Here is a 14,972-nt window from a genome sequence, read left to right as displayed (position 1 = left end):
TATTTGTCGGATTACGGCTTCGCCTAATTCGACCTACAAATTAAAAAACCAGCTCCAAGCCTAAAACGACAGCCCCAAACAAAGAAAGCACCGACGTTGCCGGTGCTTTTGGTTTTCCTTGCCACTTGAAGCTTGTTGCTTGAGGCGGCTTTTATTCAATCTTCCCGTGACACTGCTTGTACTTCTTGCCGGAACCACAAGGGCAAGGCTCATTACGCCCAACTTTACGGCCATCCCGGACCACCGTCTTGGGCTGCTCACCCTGTTGACGGGATTGGGCATCGCCGTCAGTGCCCGGCTCGGCTACCGCCTGCATCTTCATTTTTTCCGCCTGAACGCGCGCTTCTTCCTCGCGCTGCTGCTCCAGACGCTCCACTTCGTCATCGCGACGCACCTGGAAGCTGTGCAGCACACGAATCAGTTCATGCTGGATCTGGTTAAGCAGGCCCTGGAACAACTCGAAAGCTTCTTTCTTGTATTCCTGCTTGGGGTTTTTCTGGGCGTAGCCGCGCAGGTGGATGCCCTGGCGCAGGTGATCCATGCTCGCCAGGTGCTCTTTCCAGTGGCGATCCAGAATTTGCAGCATCAGGTGCTTCTCGATCTTGCGCAAATCCTCGGTACCGATCTCGCCTTCCTTACGCTGGTAATCCTCGTCCATGCGCTCGACCAGCTTTTCGATCAGGCCCTCGATATGCAGCTGATTGTCTTCGTTGAGCCACTGGCCAATCGGTGCATGGCACTGGAATTCCGCGTCCAGGGTTTTCTCCAGGCCCGGGATATCCCACTGATCTTCCACAGAGCCCGGCGCCATGTAATCGTGGACCACTTCGGTCACCACATCGCGACGAATCCCTTTCACGGAATTTACCAGATCATCGGCTTCCAGAATCTGGTCACGCTGGCCGTAGATGACCTGACGCTGGTCGTTGGCAACGTCATCGTATTCCAGCAGGTTCTTGCGGATATCAAAGTTGCGCCCTTCCACCTTGCGCTGGGCATTTTCGATGGCGCGAGTTACCCAGCGGTGCTCAATGGCTTCGCCGTTTTCCAGGCCCAGAGAGCGCATCAGGTTACGAATCTTGTCTGATGCGAAGATGCGCATCAGGTCATCTTCCATGGACAGGAAGAAACGGGTGTAGCCCGGATCACCCTGACGACCCGCACGTCCGCGCAACTGATTATCGATACGGCGGGACTCATGGCGCTCGGTACCGATGATGTGCAAACCACCGGCTTCCATAACGGTATCGTGGTTTGCCTGCCACTCGGCACGGATTTTCTCCGCTTCTGCCTCGGACGGGGTGTCCATATGCTTGATCTGCTCTTCGGGATTACCGCCGAGCACGATATCCGTCCCCCGACCCGCCATGTTGGTGGCAATGGTGACCGCTCTCGGCCGCCCGGCCTGGGCAATAATCTGGGCTTCGCGCTGGTGGAACTTGGCGTTCAGCACCTCGTGAGCGATCTTGTCCTGCTTCAACCGCTTGGACAGATACTCCGACGCTTCAATGGTGGCAGTACCCACCAGCACCGGCGCGCCCTTGGCCACCGCCTCGGTCACTTCCTTGACGATAGCCTCGAATTTTTCCTGCAGGCTCAGGTACACCAAGTCATTGGCGTCAATCCGCACCATGGGTTTGTTGGTGGGAACCACCACCACATCCATGCCATAAATCTGGCGGAATTCCAGTGCCTCGGTGTCCGCAGTACCGGTCATGCCGGACAGCTTGTTATAAAGACGGAAATAATTCTGGAAGGTGGTGGACGCCAGGGTCTGGTTTTCCTGCTGGATATTCAGCCCTTCTTTCGCCTCGATGGCCTGATGAATACCTTCGGACCAGCGACGCCCCGGCATGGTACGGCCGGTGTGTTCATCCACGATCACGATCTGGTCGTTCTGAACAATGTAATCCCGATCGATATGGAACAGGGCATGGGCTTTCAGCGCCGCATGCACATGGTGGAGCAGCGCCAGGTTATGGGCCGCGTACAGGCTTTCGCCCTGCTCCAGCAACTGGTTGCTGACCAACAGCCCTTCAATTTTCTGATGGCCGGATTCAGTCAGCTCTACCTGCCGTTGTTTTTCATCAACGAAGTAATCGCCTTCGCTCTCTTCCGTTTCTTTCTCCAGTTGCGGCATCAGCTGATTCACCGCCTGGTAGAGCTCGGAGGAGTCCGCCGCCGGGCCGGAAATAATCAGTGGGGTTCTCGCTTCATCGATCAGGATGGAATCCACCTCATCGACGATGGCGTAGTTCAGCCCGCGCTGCACACGGTCTTCCAGCCGGAAAGCCATATTGTCACGCAGGTAATCGAAACCGTATTCGTTGTTGGTCCCGTAGGTGATATCCGACGCATACGCAGCACGTTTCTGTTCGGTGGGCTGCTGGGAAAGGATGATCCCCACTGACAGGCCCAGGAATTCGTACAACGGGCGCATCCAGTTGGCGTCACGCTCGGCCAGGTAATCATTCACCGTGACCACATGCACCCCTTCACCGGAGAGCGCATTCAGGTAGGCCGGCAGGGTCGCCGTCAGGGTTTTACCTTCACCGGTACGCATCTCGGAGATGCGACCTTCATGCAGGGAGATCCCGCCCATCATCTGCACGTCGAAATGGCGCATTCCCATCACCCGGGTAGAGGCTTCGCGAACTACCGCAAAGGCTTCGGGCAGCAATTCATCCAGGGTTTTGCCATCTTTAAAGGCCTGCCGGAAAGCGGTTGTCTTGTGCTGCAGGTCGCCATCGGTAAGCTGCCCCATCGCATTTGCGTGGCTATTAATGGCGTCGACCAGCTTTGCCATTCGCTTGATTTCACGATCATTCTTGGTGCCGATGATTTTTTTTACGATGGTACCCAGCATAAAACTTCCGGTTCAGTAAAAGTCAGGACAAACAGCCCGATGGCGGCAAGGTTATTCCCCCGCAAGGTGAGCCATTCTAAACACAATAGGATTGAGAGATAAGGTGGTATTCGCCGTAATCAAGGCCCGATAACGAAAAACGGCCCCATCGGGCCGTTTTGCATTTTCAGTTTTAGCGACGGGCGCGGTAAATATAAGGCTGCGGGTTCACTTGAGCGCCGTTTTTGAGCACTTCGTAGTGCACATGCGGGCCCGTGGAGCGGCCGGAGCTCCCCACCTTGCCCACAACATCACCGGTTCGAACAATTTCACCCGGCTCAACCAGCAACTCCTTGGCGTGCCCATAACGGGTGGAGAGGCCATTGCCATGATTGATCTCAACCATTTTCCCATATCCTGAACGCTCACCAGAATAGGTCACAACCCCCGCACCGGTGGCCACAATCGGCGTGCCCTCTTTGCCCGCGAAGTCTACCCCCTTATGCCAGGCAACACGGCCGGAAAAAGGATCGGAACGGCGGCCAAAACGGCTGGACATCCAGCCCTTGGTCAGTGGACGGCCTGACAGGTAGGTCTGATCTTCCAGTTGCTTGTCAGCCAACAGATCTTCCAGAATATCCAGCTGCCGCTCACGGCGCTCCAAAGTGGCCGTCATTTGATCCAGCGCGCCCATAAAGGAAGGCAACTCATAGCTGGCCCCCTCTTCCGGGGACTCCGGGCCACCGACACCGGGCACACTGCTGAAATCGAATTCGTCACCGCCGATATCGGCCACTTCCACCAGCCGCTCACCCAGTGCATCCAGACGAACCAGCCGGGCCTGGGCCTGTGCCAGCTTGAGCGTCAAAGCCCGAAACTGTTCCTGACTCTGTTGATCCAGCTGGGAGAGAACCTCCTGCTGCTGTTCCAGCTGACCTGCGAAACGCTCCGTCATCACCGGGGTAAATTCAGGCTGACCACCCACACGATAGGCCAGAAGATAGGCACTAACGCCAATAATAGCGGGAAACACCACCAACGCCGCAGCCAATAACCAGGGCCAATGGCGGGGAACGGGCAGTGTGCGCGAATGGCCGCGCTTGCTGTTAAGGACTATGATGTTCATAAGATTTCGTAGCGCACCGGCTAAAAGTCAGTCAATTCAATATGTTGCATCTTTCTTTTATAAATTTTTTTACAATCTGCAGGCTAGTCTAAGTAAAACCCATGAGCAAGACAACGTCGCCCAAAGCCCTCCTCGCCCTGCTAAGCGGTCACCCCGCTCTTTCGGCCTTGGCGAAAGAAGCCAGGAAGACCCCTGCCCAGGAGCAAAATGACCCTTTGCATTGCCTGCCTCCAGCCCTGCGTGAGCGAGTCACTCTGGTAGAAGACCAGCATCGCTGGCTGGCTATCGCGGAAACCAGTGCTACCGCACAACTGCTGCGCTTTCATCTCCCGAAACTGCAACAAGCCATGCCCGGGCAACAAATCAAGATCGTGGTGGGCGGCAAGCGCCAACCCATGTCGAGCAATAACCATGCCAGCAAACCGGCGGGGCCGCATTTGACCCAGGAAAGCGCTCGACACATCGAAGCTGTGGCCGAAGCCATTGAGGATGACGCGCTAAAAGCGTCATTGCAGCGGCTGGCAAGCCGCGGTGAACCCGATTAAGAAACGCTAACCGTTCTATCTCTCCACCCTTGAAACGAAAAGCCACCTGACTGCGGGAGACAGCCAGGTGGCCAACAGGGCTTCGACGTACAGCCGAATCGCTTCGGCCAGAGTCAGCCATCTTTCCGGGTCATCCTGACCCGAAGCGGCCAACCACTTTCTTACTACTTTGCCGCCACTTATTCTGCTGCCAGAACAGGACGCATATAGGACACAGGCGCATCGGTGGCATCTTCAAATGTCACCACCTCGTAGGAATCTTCCTGACGGAGAATTTCCCGCAACAGCGCATTGTTGAGTGCATGGCCGGATTTGTGGCCGATGAACTCGCCAATCAGGCTGTGGCCCAGCAGATACAGGTCGCCAATGGCATCCAGCATCTTGTGTTTGACGAACTCGTCGTCATAACGCAGGCCGTCTTCGTTGAGGATACGATACTCGTCCACCACGATGGCGTTATCCACGCTGCCACCCAGGGCCAGGTTCTGGCTGCGCAGGAACTCGATATCGCGCATAAAGCCAAAGGTCCGGGCACGGGCCACTTCTTTCACGAACGAAGTCGTGGAGAAGTCGATACTGGCCAGCTGGTTACGATCTTCAAACACCGGATGGTCGAATTCGATGGAAAAAGTCACCTTGAAGCCGTCAAAAGGCACGAATGTCGCCGTTTTGTCGTCTTCACGCACCGTCACTTCTTTCTTGATGCGGATGAACTTCTTGGCGGCTTCCTGCTCCTTGATACCGGCAGATTGCAACAGGAAGACGAACGGACCGGCACTGCCATCCATGATCGGCATTTCCGGGGCGGACAACTCCACAAAGGCGTTATCGATGCCCAGGCCTGCCATGGCGGACAGGAAGTGCTCTACCGTACCCACTTTCACGCCATCCTGAACCAGCGTGGAAGAGAGGGTGGTTTCGCCTACCGCGTCCGCGGCAGCCTTGATCTCCACTACCGGGTCCAGGTCCACACGCCGGAACACGATACCGGTATTTACCGGTGCCGGGCGCACGGTCATGTAGACCTTTTCGCCGGTGTGAAGCCCTACGCCAGTGGCGCGGATCACGTTTTTTAGCGTTCGTTGTCTGATCATCAGTCTGTCACACAGCTGCGGGTACCCTTGAGGATACCGCTTTCCTCAACACAAAATTAGGGCGCGATTATACTGGAACACCCCGATTTTGCACCAATCTCGCCAGACCGTTAGTCGGCCTGGCGGCGCAGGAAGGTCGGAATATCAATGAAATCCAGATCTTCTGCGGTGCTCACTGCCTGCTGGCCACGGCCACCGGCAGCCTGCTGGGCGGCGCGTTTACGCTCCACAGCCGGGCGATCCAGGTCGCTGTAGTCCACCCGACCGTCTGCCGCGACAGGGGTCTGACGGCCACGTACCACTTTTAGTTCCTGTGCCGCCGCGCCCAGGCCAGTCGCTACCACGGTAACACTGATGCTCTCGCCCATATCCGGGTCGATAGCGGTACCGATGATCACGTTGGCATCGTCACTGGCCAGCTCGCTGACGATATCACCCACTTCAGAGAACTCATCCAGAGCGATGGACTCGTTGGCCGTGATATTGATCAGGATACCCCGCGCGCCGCGCAGATCCACATCTTCCAGCAGCGGGCTGGAGATAGCCGCCTGGGCCGCTTCTGCCGCCCGGCCTTCGCCGCTGGCAGTACCGGTACCCATCATAGCGGTACCCATTTCGCTCATCACGGTACGCACGTCAGCGAAATCCACGTTGATCATGCCGGGGCGAACGATCAGGTCCGCAATCCCTTTCACCGCGCCCTGCAGCACTTCGTTGGCCGCCTTGAAGGCGTCCAGCAGGCTGGTGGAGCCACCGAGAACCGCTTGCAGCTTCTCGTTGGGGATGGTGATCAGGGAGTGAACGTGCTCTTTCAGCTCTTCGATCCCTTGCTGGGCAGAGCGCATGCGCTTTTTGCCTTCGAAGGGGAACGGCTTGGTGACCACGGCCACGGTCAGGATGCCCAGTTCCTTGGCGATTTCAGCCACAACCGGGGCAGCACCGGTACCCGTGCCACCGCCCATGCCGGCGGTCACGAAGACCATGTCTGCGCCATCCAGCAGCTCGGCGATGCGATCGCGATCTTCCTGAGCGGACTGACGGCCGATTTCCGGGTTTGCGCCGGCACCCAGCCCCTTGGTCACCTGGCTACCCAGCTGAATCACGGTCTTGGATGAGGCATTACGCAGGGCCTGGGCGTCCGTGTTGGCGCAGATGAAATCCACCCCTTCCACACCGGAACGCACCATGTGATCCACGGCGTTACCGCCGCCGCCACCGACACCTACCACTTTGATTACCGCACCATGCGGTACGCTGTCTTCCAGTTTGAATTGCATGGTTGATCTCCCGTTGTTGCTTCCCTGTTTACTACTCATTACGTCGAAGTGTTCCGGTCATCTTGCCGCGGCCCGGAACAACCGCTTGCTCAGTAAACGCTGGATGCCTAATGCTTGAGGCCTGACGCTTTGGCGGCTTTGCCGCCTGTTTTGCGTCCGGCTTCGGGCGTCGGGCATCCGGCGTCCATTAAAAATTGCCTTTGAACCAGCTCTTGATACGTTCCAGCCAGTCCAGCTCACCACCGCCGGCCTGGGCCTTGGCGCTGGTGCCTTCCTTCTCCATGCGCTGGCCGTACAAGAGCAAGCCCACGGAGGTTGAATAAATCGGGTTCTTCACCACGTCGATCAGCCCGGAAATGCCCTGCGGCGCGCCCAGGCGCACCGGCATATGGAAGATCTCCTCGGCCAGATCCACGGCCCCTTCGATCTTCGAGGAACCACCGGTGAGGACGATGCCTCCGGGAATCAGATCCTCGAAACCGGAGCGGCGAATTTCCGCCTGCACCAAGGTGAACAGCTCGTCGTAACGCGGCTCCACCACCTCCGCCAGGTTCTGGCGGCTAAGGGTGCGTGGCGGGCGATCGCCCACGCTGGGCACTTTGATGGTCTCGTCCGCGCCGGCCAGCTGGGTCAGGGCGCAGGCGTACTTGATCTTGATTTCATCCGCGTGCTGCTTGGGCGTGCGAAGGGCCATGGCGATATCGTTGGTCACCTGATCCCCGGCGATGGGAATGTTGGCCGTGTGACGAATGGCGCCTTCGGTGAAGATGGCGATATCCGTGGTGCCACCGCCGATATCGACGATGCAAACGCCCAGTTCACGCTCGTCTTCGGTGAGCACGGCGTGAGCACTCGCTAACTGCTCAAGGATGACGTCATCGACTTCTAGGTTGCAGCGACGCACGCATTTCTCGATGTTCTGCACCGCATTCACCGCACAGGTCACCAGATGCACCTTGGCTTCCAGGCGCACACCGCTCATGCCAATGGGCTCGCGCACCCCTTCCTGGTTGTCCACCACGTATTCCTGCGGCAGCACGTGCAGGGTTTTCTGGTCCGCCGGAATCGCCACCGCCTGAGCCGCGTCGATCACCCGGTCGATATCCGCCTGGGCTACTTCCCGGTCGCGAATAGCAACGATGCCGTGGGAGTTGAGGCTACGCACATGGGAGCCGGCGATGCCGGCGTACACCGTGTGGATATGGCAGCCCGCCATCAGTTCGGCTTCTTCCACTGCGCGCTGAATGGAACGCACGGTGGCTTCGATATCCACCACCACGCCCTTTTTCATGCCCCGTGACGGTTGCGAGCCCAGCCCGACGATTTCCAAGGTGCCATCGGCTGCTGTCTGGCCGACGATGGCAACCACCTTGGAGGTGCCAATATCGAGTCCGACAATCATGTTTTCTGTTGCTGTCGCCATGTCACCCTTTCTCCTAACTCTGCTGCTCGCGCCAGGTCACTGCCATGCCGTCCGCATAACGCAGATCGACCCGAGCTACCTGGCGGCTATCCGTGCTCAGCACGCCACGATAAAGCCGCACAAAACGGCGTAATTTGGTGGTGTAATGTTCACGGTCTACCACCAGTTCCATGTCGTTATTCAGCGTCAGGCGCGCGGTCAGGCGCGCGTTGACGTCCATGCTGCGAATGGTCAGATCCACATCCGCCAGCGTCTTGCCCATGCTGTGGTAGAAGCCCATGACTTCCTCCAGCCGCTGTTGCGGGCCACTCAGGTGCGGCAGGCCGGACAGGTCGTACTGCTTGAGCGCCTTGAACGGCTGCCCGCTGTCCGACACCAGCACGGTGTCATTCCACACCGCCACCGGGCGCCGCTCTTCCACCGTCAGTACCACGGTATCGGGCCACTGACGGCGTACGGAGACCTCCTCCACCCAGCTCAATCCCTGTGACTGCTGGTAGATATCCTCCAGCGGCACAGAGAAATAATTCTCTTCGCGTACCAGCGCCGCCAGTGCGGTCTGGATTTGCTGCTGGCGACGCACATCGGTGACACCATCCACGCCCACCTTGCGAATGGGGTAACCATCCAGCGCCGCCGGCAGGTAGATCACGGCCAGCAGGATGACCAGTGCCACCGAGCTCACCAGCATCCACGGCACCGCCGCTGCAAGGCGCTCGCGCAGCGGTACGCCGGCCTTTTTCACCGGCTTGCGGCGGGCGCCACGTGGCGCGGGGGCGTTTCTAGCCACGACCCCGTTCCAGTGCGTCCAGCAGGATTTCCCCCACCAGCACGTCAAAATCCCGGCCGGTGGCCTTCGCCGCCATCGGCACCAGCGAGTGATCAGTCATGCCGGGCACCGTATTCACTTCCAGCAACTGCCACTGGCCCTGCGCATCGCGCATCACATCGACCCGGCCCCAACCACGGCAACCGGCGACCCGGAATGCCGTCAGCGCCAGCTGCCGCAGCGCCTGCTCGTCGGCATCATCCAGCCCTGCCGGGCACAGATACTCGGTGCTGTCGGACTGGTACTTGGCTTCAAAGTCATAAAACGCATGGGGCGTTTGCAGGCGGATGGCCGGCAAGGCTTCATCGCCCAGCACCGCCACGGTGTATTCCGGGCCGTTGACCCAGGCTTCCACCAGCACGTCCTGGTCAAATTTTTCTGCGGCGACCAGCGCCTCGGCCAGCTCTTCAGCGTTATCCGCCTTGGCCATACCGATTGAAGAACCTTCGTGGGCCGGTTTCACGATGACCGGGAAGCCCAGGTCTGCCTCATCGCGGCCGGACACATAAAACGCCGGGGTCGGCAAACCCGCGCCTTTCCACAGTTGCTTGGTGCGCACCTTGTCCATGCCGATGGCAGACGCCATCACCCCGGACCCGGTGTAGGGAATCTCCAGATGCTCCAACACGCCCTGGATCACGCCGTCTTCGCCGCCGCGACCGTGCAGGGCGATAAAGGCGGCATCAAAGCCTTTCAGCGTCTCCACGCTCTTGTCAGCCGGATCCACCAGCTCTGCGATCAGGCCCAGATTGCGCAGGCCCTGATGCACCGCCGCGCCGCTCTTCAGCGACACCGGGCGCTCTGCGGATTTACCGCCGGCCAGCACCGCCACGCGGCCCACCCGGCTCAATCGCTGTTGCAATGCACGCTTATCCACGGCGGCCTCCCTGAGCAGCCAACTGCTTGGCAATGGCACCGACATTACCGGCGCCCTGCGTGACGAGTAGATCTCCGTCCTGTAGCTGGCTGGCCAGCAGGCCCGCCAGCTTGTCCGGGTCATCCACAAACACCGGCTCCAGGCCGCGTTTTCGCAGGCTGCGGCACAATGCCCGGGCATCCGCCCCGGGAATCGGGTCTTCCCCGGCGGCATACACTTCCAGCATCAGCAGCACATCCACGCCGGAGAGCACTTCCACGAAGTCCTCGTAGAGGTCCTGGGTGCGGGTATAACGGTGCGGCTGGAACAGCATGGCCAGGCGACGCTCCGGCCAGCCTTCGCGAATGGCATCAATGGTGGCGGCCACTTCACGGGGGTGGTGACCGTAGTCGTCCACCAGGGTCGCGCTGCCGCCCTCGAAGTGATACTCGCCCTGCACATCAAAGCGACGCCCCACCCCGGTAAAGTTATTCAGGCCACGGATAATGGCTTCATCATCAGCCCCTTCATCCGCAGACACGGCAATCGCCGCCAACGCATTCAAGACGTTGTGGCGACCCGGCATGTTCAGGGACACCTCCAGTGGCTCGCCTTCGGCGCGCACTACCCGGAAATGGGTGACCATGCCGTCCTGGCGCACGTTCTCCGCACGCAGGTCCGCATCCTCGCTAAAGCCGTAGCGAATCACCTGACGGTTGACCCGGGGCAGCAACTTGCGCACCACCGGATCATCCACACACATCACCGCCACGCCGTAGAACGGCAGGTTGTGGAGGAACTCGATAAAAGTGTTCTCCAGCTGGGCGAAGTCGCCGCCGTAGGTGTGCATGTGGTCCGCATCGATATTGGTGACGATGGCGCTCATGGGCTGCAGGTGCAGGAAGCTGGCATCGGATTCATCCGCTTCCGCCACCAGATAACGGCTCTGTCCCAGACGTGCATTGGTGCCAGCGCTATTCAGGCGCCCGCCAATAACAAAAGTCGGATCCAGTCCGGCCTCGGCCATGATCGCTGCAGTCAGTGACGTGGTGGTGGTCTTGCCGTGGGTCCCGGCCACGGCAATGCCATGGCGGAAGCGCATCAGCTCCGCCAGCATCTGGGCACGTGGCACCACCGGAATACGGCGCTCGTGGGCCGCCGCCACTTCCAGGTTTTCGGTATTCACCGCCGTGGACGTCACCACCACGTCGGCGCCATCAATGTTTGATGCCCGGTGGCCGATGTCCACCCGCACGCCAAGGCTGCGCAGCCGCTCTACCACCGGTGATTCCTTGATGTCGCTGCCGCTGATGGCATAGCCCTGATTGGCCAGCACTTCGGCAATGCCGCACATACCCACACCGCCGATCCCCACAAAGTGGATCCCGCGAATGCGGCGCATCTCCGGCACCGTATGAATCATGTCGTTATCGGCCATTGGCCACCTCCTCACACAGCGTGGCGGCGCGCTCAGCGCTATCCGCCATCGCCTGCTCGCGGGCCCGCTCGGCGATTTGCGCCAGCAAGCCACGCTCTGCAACCGGTTTCAGGGTGCCGGCAAGGCTTGCCGCACCCAGGTCCCGTTGGGGCAACAGCAGCGCGGCTCCGCGCTCTGACAACCAACGGGCATTCAATGTCTGGTGGTCATCCACTGCACTGGGCAGTGGCACAAACATGGCGGCCACACCCGCCGCAGCCACTTCCGCCACGGTCAGCGCACCAGCCCGACAGATCACCAGATCCGCCCAGCCGTAGGCTTCTGCCATGTCATCAATAAACTCACTGACCTGAGCCTGCAGGCCCAGCGCCTGGTAAATCGGCGCCGCTTCCGCAGTACGTCCGGCGCCACACTGATGACGCACCTGTATATCGCGACCCAGCACTGCCAGCAGCAGCTCGGGCAAATCCTGGTTCAGCACCAGGGCCCCCTGGCTACCGCCCAGTACCAGTACCCGCAAGCCGCCCTGATGCTGGGCATAACGACGAGCCGGCTCATCCAGAGCGGTAATTTCCGGGCGCACCGGGTTGCCCACCCAACAAGCCTGCGGATTACCAAAGGCACCCTGAAACCCTTCCAGGGTCACCGTGGCCAGGCGGGACAACAGGCGATTGGTCAGCCCGGGAACCGCATTCTGCTCATGGACCACCACCGGCACTTTGCACAACCGCGCTGCCAGGCCACCGGGGCCGCTGGCAAAACCACCAAAGCCCACCGCCAGTACCGGCTGACGGGTACGGATCAACTGGCGCGCCTGCAACACCGCCCGCAGCAAATTGAACGGGGCCGTCAGCTTGCGCTTAATGCCCCCGCCCCGCAGACGGGACACGGACAGCTCGGCAATCTCGTAGCCATACTGGCGCACCAGCTTGCCTTCCATGCCGTTTTCCGCACCCAGCCAGAGGATCTCGAAGCCCCGCGCACGCAGTTGATCAGCCACGGCCAACGCCGGGAACACATGCCCGCCGGTACCACCAGCCATAATCAGGACGGTGCGACTCATCGTGCAGCCCTCCCTCTGGCTTTCAGGTGATCGGCTTCCGCCCCGGCGCGCAGGATCAGCCCCACCATGGCCGCAGAAATCAGCAAGGAAGAGCCGCCGTAACTGATAAACGGCAGCGTCAGGCCCTTGGTGGGCAACAGCCCCATATTTACGCCCAGGTTGATAAACGCCTGGGAGCAAAAGACAAAGGCACAGCCATAAACCACATAGGCGTGGTACAGCAGCCCACGCTCTTCCAGACGATCGCCGACACGGAACACCCGCCAGCCCAGCAGAATAAAGCCGCTGATCAGCGCCACATTGCCCAACAAGCCCAGCTCTTCGGACATCACCGCGTAAACAAAATCCGTATGCGCTTCCGGCAGATAAAACAGTTTCTGCACGCTGTTACCCAGCCCCACGCCCAACCAGTGGCCGCGCCCGAAAGCGATCAGGCTCTGGGTGAGCTGATAGCCGGAACCGAACTGGTCTGCCCAGGGATCGGTGAAGGTCATCAGGCGCGCCACCCGGTAAGGTTCGGCAAAGGCCACCAGCCCACCCAAGGCCACCGCGATCAGACCGATCAGCAGGAAGCGCAGGGTCGGCACGCCGGACAGGAACAACATGCCCATGGCGGTAATGCCCAGCACCACCACCGCGCCGAAATCCGGCTCCAGCAACAGCAGCAGCATCAACACACCCAGCAACCCCAGCGGCAACAGGAAGGCTTTCCATTCGGTTTCCAGCGCAGCTTTGCGCTCGGCCACGTACCCGGCCAGATACAGCACAAAGCACAGCTTGACGATTTCCGAGGCCTGAATGGTCAGGCCCGGCAACGCAATCCAGCGGGTAGAGCCATTCACTGTTCGTCCCAGCCCGGGAATAAACACCATCACCAGTACCACCAGGGCCACGGGCAGCATCACAAAGCGCAAACGCTCCAGCAGCGCCAACGGCACCGCGTAATACACAAAGGTGCCGACACCCAGTCCCAGCGCCAGATAAATGCCGTGGCGCATGGCGTAATAGAAGGGGTCACCCAGGCGCGTTTCCGCAATCTGCAAGCTGGCGGAGGACACCATCACCAGACCCGCCAGCGACAGCAGGACAGCAGTCCACAACAACGGCTTGTCGATCCCCGTACTATCTACTTTAAGGATCATGCGCTCAGTCATGGCACACCTCCCGGGCACGGGCGGTGAAATCATCGCCGCGGGCTGCAAAACCGCTGAACATGTCGAATGATGCACAGGCCGGCGACAGCAACACCGCGTCACCCGGCTGTGCCAGCGCATGGGCACGGGCAACGGCAGCGGCCATGTCAGCCACCAGTTCGCAGGGGGCAGCGGACATACCCTGAGCCACGGTATTGCGGTCTTCGCCCATCAACAGGGCGGCACGCAAATATTGGCGCGCCGGCTCGGCCAGCGGGGAAAAGTCCTGCCCTTTGCCCTGACCGCCCGCCACCAGAATCACCTTGCCTTCAATGCTTTCACCGATACCGGTGAGCGCGGCCAGGGTGGCGCCCACATTGGTCGCCTTGGAATCGTTGAACCAGCGCACGCCACCGGCTTCCGCTACCAACTGACAACGGTGCGGCAAGCCAGTGAAGGCTTTCACCGTGGCCAGGGCCTTGTCCCGGTTCAGGGACAGCGCGTCGCTGATCGCCAGTACCGAGAGAATATTCATGGCATTGTGGTGGCCAGTCAGGGCCAGTTCGGACAGCGACAACAACGGCTCCCCCCGACACAACAACTGACCGTTCTCGCTGTCCAGCCGGTAATCCGCTTCCGGATGGGCACCAAAACTGATCTGCCGAGCCACGGTGGCCGGCGGACGGGTAGCCAGGTCATCACGGTTCCAGACTGCCACCTGGCAGCCGTCGTAGACACGCTGCTTGGCCGCCAGGTAATCGGCAAAACTGGCATAGCGGTCCAGATGGTCCTGGGACACATTGAGAATCGTGGCCACTTCTGCACTCAGGCTGTAGGTGGTTTCCAGCTGGAAGCTGGACAATTCCAGCACATACAACCGGGCCTGATCGTCAAGCAATTCCAGCGCCGCCACACCCAGGTTGCCGCCGATGCCCGGGTTCATCCCGCAGGCATCCGCTACCTGACCCAACAGGGTGGTCACTGTGCTCTTGGCATTGGAGCCGGTGATGGCCACCAGCGGCTCGCTGGCCGCACGGGCGAACAGCTCAATGTCGCCGATCACTTCTTTGCCATCCACTACCTGCTCGGCAATGGCTGGCGTGGATACCGCCACGCCCGGGCTCACGATCAGGCGACGGGCCTTGCCCATCCAGCCTTTTTTGAAGCTACCGGTGTGCACTTTCAGGTCCGGAAATTCTGCGCACAGGGCATCCAGCCCGGCCGGCTCAGCACGGGTGTCAATGGCGCGCACGGGCATCCCCTGATCCGTTAGATAACGGATCACGGAGCGGCCTGTTACACCCAGACCAATGACCAGATCAAACCCGTCTTTCGCCATAAAT

12 protein-coding genes are annotated in these 14,972 nt (G+C 60.1%); 1 reads left to right on the top strand and 11 read right to left on the bottom strand.

The features are described 5' to 3' along the window. Positions 1-151 precede the first annotated feature (151 nt). Together secA and ADG881_RS14830 are read right to left on the bottom strand one after the other, a co-directional pair. Positions 152-2,866: a preprotein translocase subunit SecA gene (secA, locus tag ADG881_RS14835; protein WP_007148967.1), complete on the bottom strand. Its 2,715-nt coding sequence runs from the start codon at positions 2,864-2,866 to the stop codon at positions 152-154. Between the two features lie 172 nt (positions 2,867-3,038). After that, on the bottom strand, positions 3,039-3,971 hold the full coding sequence (locus ADG881_RS14830; RefSeq protein ID WP_007151278.1) for a M23 family metallopeptidase: 933 nt from the start codon (positions 3,969-3,971) through the stop codon (positions 3,039-3,041). Positions 3,972-4,072: 101 nt separating this feature from the next. Between ADG881_RS14830 and ADG881_RS14825 the strand changes: the two genes are divergently transcribed. Next, complete coding sequence (locus ADG881_RS14825; protein WP_039926909.1) at positions 4,073-4,516, top strand: hypothetical protein; 444 nt, start codon at positions 4,073-4,075, stop codon at positions 4,514-4,516. Positions 4,517-4,695: 179 nt separating this feature from the next. Here the strand turns inward: ADG881_RS14825 and lpxC are convergent, their stop codons facing one another. The 9 genes from lpxC to murD all read right to left on the bottom strand — a co-directional run bounded on the left by lpxC (position 4,696) and on the right by murD (position 14,968). Continuing rightward, a complete protein-coding gene (gene lpxC, locus ADG881_RS14820) occupies positions 4,696-5,610 on the bottom strand; it encodes a UDP-3-O-acyl-N-acetylglucosamine deacetylase (RefSeq protein ID WP_007150078.1) in 915 nt (304 codons plus the stop codon). Positions 5,611-5,720: 110 nt separating this feature from the next. After that, the gene (gene ftsZ, locus ADG881_RS14815) at positions 5,721-6,887 is read right to left on the bottom strand and encodes a cell division protein FtsZ (RefSeq protein WP_007150913.1); all 1,167 of its coding nucleotides are present in this window, start codon (positions 6,885-6,887) and stop codon (positions 5,721-5,723) included. Between the two features lie 187 nt (positions 6,888-7,074). Continuing rightward, positions 7,075-8,310 (bottom strand): cell division protein FtsA, encoded by a 1,236-nt coding sequence (gene ftsA, locus ADG881_RS14810; protein ID WP_007151175.1) that lies wholly within the window; start codon positions 8,308-8,310, stop codon positions 7,075-7,077. A gap of 13 nt (positions 8,311-8,323) precedes the next feature. Then, positions 8,324-9,100 carry a cell division protein FtsQ/DivIB gene (locus tag ADG881_RS14805; RefSeq protein ID WP_039926906.1) on the bottom strand — a complete coding sequence of 259 codons (777 nt, stop codon included), beginning with the start codon at positions 9,098-9,100 and terminating at the stop codon, positions 8,324-8,326. Next, positions 9,093-10,016: a D-alanine--D-alanine ligase gene (locus ADG881_RS14800; protein WP_007148424.1), complete on the bottom strand. Its 924-nt coding sequence runs from the start codon at positions 10,014-10,016 to the stop codon at positions 9,093-9,095. The genes ADG881_RS14805 and ADG881_RS14800 overlap by 8 nt, the downstream gene beginning before the upstream one ends. Beyond that, positions 10,009-11,433, bottom strand: coding sequence for a UDP-N-acetylmuramate--L-alanine ligase (gene murC, locus ADG881_RS14795; protein WP_007150246.1), 1,425 nt, complete (start codon positions 11,431-11,433; stop codon positions 10,009-10,011). Before murC ends, ADG881_RS14800 begins: the two co-directional genes overlap by 8 nt. Further along, positions 11,423-12,496 carry an undecaprenyldiphospho-muramoylpentapeptide beta-N-acetylglucosaminyltransferase gene (gene murG, locus ADG881_RS14790; protein WP_007150280.1) on the bottom strand — a complete coding sequence of 358 codons (1,074 nt, stop codon included), beginning with the start codon at positions 12,494-12,496 and terminating at the stop codon, positions 11,423-11,425. Before murG ends, murC begins: the two co-directional genes overlap by 11 nt. Continuing rightward, complete coding sequence (gene ftsW, locus ADG881_RS14785) at positions 12,493-13,650, bottom strand: putative lipid II flippase FtsW (protein ID WP_039926903.1); 1,158 nt, start codon at positions 13,648-13,650, stop codon at positions 12,493-12,495. Before ftsW ends, murG begins: the two co-directional genes overlap by 4 nt. Further along, positions 13,643-14,968 carry a UDP-N-acetylmuramoyl-L-alanine--D-glutamate ligase gene (murD, locus tag ADG881_RS14780; protein WP_007148363.1) on the bottom strand — a complete coding sequence of 442 codons (1,326 nt, stop codon included), beginning with the start codon at positions 14,966-14,968 and terminating at the stop codon, positions 13,643-13,645. Before murD ends, ftsW begins: the two co-directional genes overlap by 8 nt. Between the last annotated feature and the right edge of the window lie 4 nt (positions 14,969-14,972).

This window comes from Alcanivorax sp. DG881 (assembly GCF_000155615.1).
Lineage (GTDB): Bacteria > Pseudomonadota > Gammaproteobacteria > Pseudomonadales > Alcanivoracaceae > Alcanivorax.
This window is presented reverse-complemented; position numbering and strand designations above follow the sequence as displayed.